At 65.9% G+C, this 4230-nt stretch carries 3 protein-coding genes and 1 pseudogene; all 4 read right to left on the bottom strand.

From position 1 onward, the window contains the following. Positions 1–342: 342 nt before the first annotated feature. The gene (locus AC1DY5_RS44470; protein ID WP_478120786.1) at positions 343–1446 is read right to left on the bottom strand and encodes a DNA-binding protein; all 1104 of its coding nucleotides are present in this window, start codon (positions 1444–1446) and stop codon (positions 343–345) included. A 511-nt stretch (positions 1447–1957) separates the two neighbouring features. Next, a pseudogene (locus AC1DY5_RS44475) lies at positions 1958–2140 on the bottom strand (winged helix-turn-helix domain-containing protein); the annotation flags it as partial. A gap of 8 nt (positions 2141–2148) precedes the next feature. Next, positions 2149–3483 carry an NAD(P)/FAD-dependent oxidoreductase gene (locus AC1DY5_RS44480; protein WP_478120787.1) on the bottom strand — a complete coding sequence of 445 codons (1335 nt, stop codon included), beginning with the start codon at positions 3481–3483 and terminating at the stop codon, positions 2149–2151. Positions 3484–3579: 96 nt separating this feature from the next. Continuing rightward, positions 3580–4230 (bottom strand): aldehyde dehydrogenase family protein (locus AC1DY5_RS44485; protein ID WP_478120788.1); only part of this gene is annotated, 651 nt, incomplete at its 5' end.

Consider the following 4230-nt stretch of genomic DNA (forward strand, 5'->3'; position numbering starts at 1 on the left):
CACTTTCACTTTGTGTGACGCCCAAGTTGGAGGGCTTGATTGCGCCGCGGGCGACCTCATGGTCCCGGGGGCTAGGTCCATTGCCCCGTTAGGAATCAATCCGATCGTATCGGGCCTTTTGGAGCGCAAAAGAGCAGGGTGTTTACCGCCGTTTGCTCGTAGTTGCCCTCGACGAGGACCGAGGCCTCCAGGAGAAGAGGCCGGGCGAACCGTTGCTCGAACCGGCAATGTTCCTGCAGAGGCCCTTGTTCGAAGCGCGAAGACCTATCGGATCTTGCGAGAAAATAAGGCGGCCACAGGCCTCCCAGACCATTTTTCAGCACCGCCTTGTTGCGTCCACCGTCATTCCGATGGCTTCCTAGCGCGCGGGGCGCGGTCGGCCCGAGGTTGCTCGTTGCGGCTTGCCTGAATCTGACGAAGTGCGGTCGCCGTCGCCGCTTGGCTCTCACGCAACTGCGCGATCTCCCTCTCAGCCTGCCCCTTCTGGCGCTGCAACTGGGCGGCAAAGTCGTTCACACGTTGCTCTGCCCGGGCGGCCCGCTCCCGAAGGGTTGCAAGTTCGACCTGGCCCTCCTGCTGCCTTAGCGACCAGGCGGCAGCTGCATCGCGGTGCGCGGCCTTCTCTGCCTGGAGCGCCTGCTTGCCTGCTTCCTGCGCGGCGCGCGCGGCTTCCAGATCCGCAGCGCGGGCCTTATGCTCTTTCGCGAGGTCCGTGACGGCTTGGCGCGCGGCTACCCGCTCGCGATCGACGTCTGCGAGCAGGCGGCGTTCATGCGCGACATGGCGCTGCTCTGCTTCCCTTGCGTCGCGCTGCGCCGCGCCGAGTTCCATCGCCGCCTTCTCGCGCAGGGCTTCCTTGCTGGCCACGGCCTCGTCGAGTGCCTTGCGCAGGCGCCGCACGTCGGCCTCCGACCCACTCAGCAAGCGCGCGGACTCCTGCTGCTGCGCGTGCATTTGGCTCTCCATGGCCGTGACCGCCTGGCGCGACGAGGCGAGCGCCTCCTCGAGCGCGACGCGGGCCTGCTCGAAGGAGGTTTCGCGCTGCTGCAGATCGCCTTCCTTCTCGGCAAGGGCGCTACGTTCGAGCTCCAGCTCGCGGCGGGTGGCTTCGGTTTTCTGAACCTGCACCTGGTCGGCCTCCCGGCGGGCGACGTCCCAGATCTGCTGGGCGGCCTGGACGATGGCCAACGGGAGTTGCTTTGCCTCACCGTCGGCCAAGCTGGTTCCTCGGCCCTCCAGCCGCTCGCCGAGCGTGGCGAACCACCGTTCGAGCATCGGGCTCACGGTGTTGGGCGAGCCGCTGCCGATCTTCTGGCGCACGCGCTCGATCGTCGGGCGCAGGCCTTCATGCACGAGCGCATCGGCCGCTGCCCAGACCTGCGCCTCCTGAATGCCGCGGCCGCTTCGGATCGGTTGATTGAGGTCGCTCGAACTTTTCGGATCCATGCCCTCTTCTCCTGTCTGTTTTTACTTGCGATAATAAATAATTATCGGAAGTGATGTGTATTTCACATAGCACATCATACATAATATGTATGAAATAGAACAGAAACGTGGTCCTCGGCGAGCCGTTGCATGTGGTTCCAGTAATTCGTTTGACAAAGTTCAGGCAATCCCTTTGCGTCGTTGGTATCGGCGGCCGATTCCGCTTCAAACCCGTCGACGGGGCAGAGAATCGGGGCCCCTCGATCACCCAAGGCCGAGCGTGCCCCGTGGCAGCCCCGCGCGAGACGCAGGCGTCATCAAGCGCCACGGGACGCGTTCTTGAGCCCAAGCGGCGCCCGGTGAATCTGCAGGTCGATGGGGGATCGTTTGAAAATGCTCGGGTCGTCGTAGCGGGAGTACGATTCGAGCCTCAAAATCAAGCCGGAGGCCGCCCGGCATGCACTGATAAAGTCGTTAAGAATCAACGACTTAGGTGATACAATGTGGCTTATGTAAAATAGTTTCCGGAGCTTTAGATCTTCTCCAGGTAGTTGCAGCCGAGCCAGCGAGCCGTTGCCACGCGCACAGGCCCCTTCTCGATCTTCTTGCGCAGGCGATGGATGTACACCTCAATCGCATTGAGGCTCACCTCCTCGCCCCATTCGCGCAGGCGGTCAACCAGCTGGTCCTTGCTGACCGGCCGCCCCGCGCGCTCGCAACGCCTCAATGCAGCTTGACGTGGGGTTCGGTGCGCCGCGTGATGAGGCGCGCGAGCGTGTCGAGTGAGACCTTGAGGACGCCGTGCAGCGCCAGCTCGTGCATCTTGTAGAGTGACATGTACATGAGTCGGGCGAACAGCCCTTCGATCATCAAGCTGCCGCCGATCAGGCCACCCATCATGTTGCCCACGGTGCTGTACTCGCCGAGCGACACGAGCGAGCCGAAGTCGCGGTAGCAATAGGGCATGAGCTCCCTGCCCGCCATGCGCCGGCGGATCTGCGCCGCGACATGCGAGGCCTGCTGGTGGGCTGCCTGCGCGCGCGGCGGCACCAGACCGCCCTTGCCCCCGTTGGCCTCGGGCCAGTTGCAGGCCGCGCAGTCGCCGATGGCGAAGATGTCGGCGTCGCGCGTTGTCTGCAGCGTTGGCAGCACCGCGAGCTGATTGCTGCGGTTGGTTTCGAGCCCCGCGATGTCCTTCATGAAATCGGCGGCCTTCACGCCCGCGGCCCACACCACCAGCTCGGCCGGCAGCGTGCGGCCGTCGGCCAGGCGCACGCCCTCGGGCAGCACCTCGGCCACCTTGGCCGCGGTGTGCACTTCCACGCCCAGCTTGCACAGCAGCGCCTCGGTGGCGGCCGACAAGCGCGGCGGTAGCGCGGGCAGCACGCGGTCGGCGGCCTCGATCACGCTGACCTGGATGTCCTTCTCGGCGTCCACGCGGTCCAGCCCGTAGGCCACGACCTCGCGCGTGGTGCGATGCAGCTCGGCCGCCAGCTCCACGCCCGTGGCGCCTGCACCGATGATCGCCACGTGCAGCTGCTCGGGCCGCAGCGGCGTGGTCTGCGCATGCGCCCGGATGCAGGCGTTGACCATGCGCTGATGAAAGCGCTCCGCATCCGCCTTCGACTCAAGCCGCAGCGCATACTCGCGCACGCCGGGCGTGCCGAAGTCGTTGCTCAGGCTGCCGATGGCGATCACCAGCGTGTCGTAGCCGAAGGCGCGCGCGGGCGTGACCATCCGGCCTTCATCGTCCAGGTAGGACGCCACGTGCACCTCGCGCCGCTCGCGGTCGATGCCGGTGAGCTCGCCGAGCCGGAAGCGGAAGCGGTGCCAGTGCGCCTGCGCGAGGTAGTCGACCTCGTGCGCGCTCATATCCATACTGCCCGCGGCGATCTCGTGCAGCTTGGGCTTCCAGACGTGGGTGCGGTGCATGTCAATCAGCGTGACGTCCGCCATGCGGCGCTTGCCGAGCGTATCGCCGAGACGCGTGGCCAGCTCCAGCCCGCCGGCGCCGCCGCCCACGATAACGACGCGGTGCTTGGACAAAGGGCTTTTCATGGTTGATTGCGCGTATAGGCGCGGGGGCGCTTCAGCGCGGCTGGGCCACGACGACCGATGAGTTCGCCGGGCATTCCAGGCCGCGACCGTGCTCTGCTACAGCTGTCCCTGGCACAGGTACTTGATGTGCAGATAATCGTCGAGGCCGTGCACCGAGCCCTCGCGTCCGTAGCCCGAGGCCTTGACGCCGCCGAAGGGGGCAGCCTCGGCGGCGAGCGCGCCTTCGTTGATGCCGACGATGCCTGTCTCCAGCGCATCGGCCACGCGCCAGATGCGGCGGACGTCTTGCGAGTAAAAGTACGCGGCCAGTCCGAAGGGCGTGTCGTTGGCCGCGGCGATCACCTCGGCTTCGCTGTCGAAGCGCGTGATCGGCACCACCGGGCCGAAAGTCTCCTCGCAGCTGCAGGCCATGGTGGCGTCAGCGTTCACCAGCACCGTGGGCGCGTAATAGTTCGGGCCCAGATCGACAAGACGCCTTCCGCCGGTGAGCACTTTGGCGCCCTTTGCGACCGCGTCATCCACATGGCGCTCGATCTTCTCGACCGCGCGCGCATTGATCATCGGACCGATCTGCGAGCCCGGGTCGCTCGCCGGGCCCACCTTGAGTGCGCCTACGCGCCCGGCCAGCTTGTCGGCGAAGGCGTCATGCAGGCGCTCGTGCACGAACACGCGGTTCGGGGACACGCAGGTCTGCCCGCCGTTGCGGAACTTGGCCGCCATCAGGCCTTCGACGGCAGCATCGATGTC

The organism is Variovorax sp. P4_D9 (assembly GCF_056401695.1).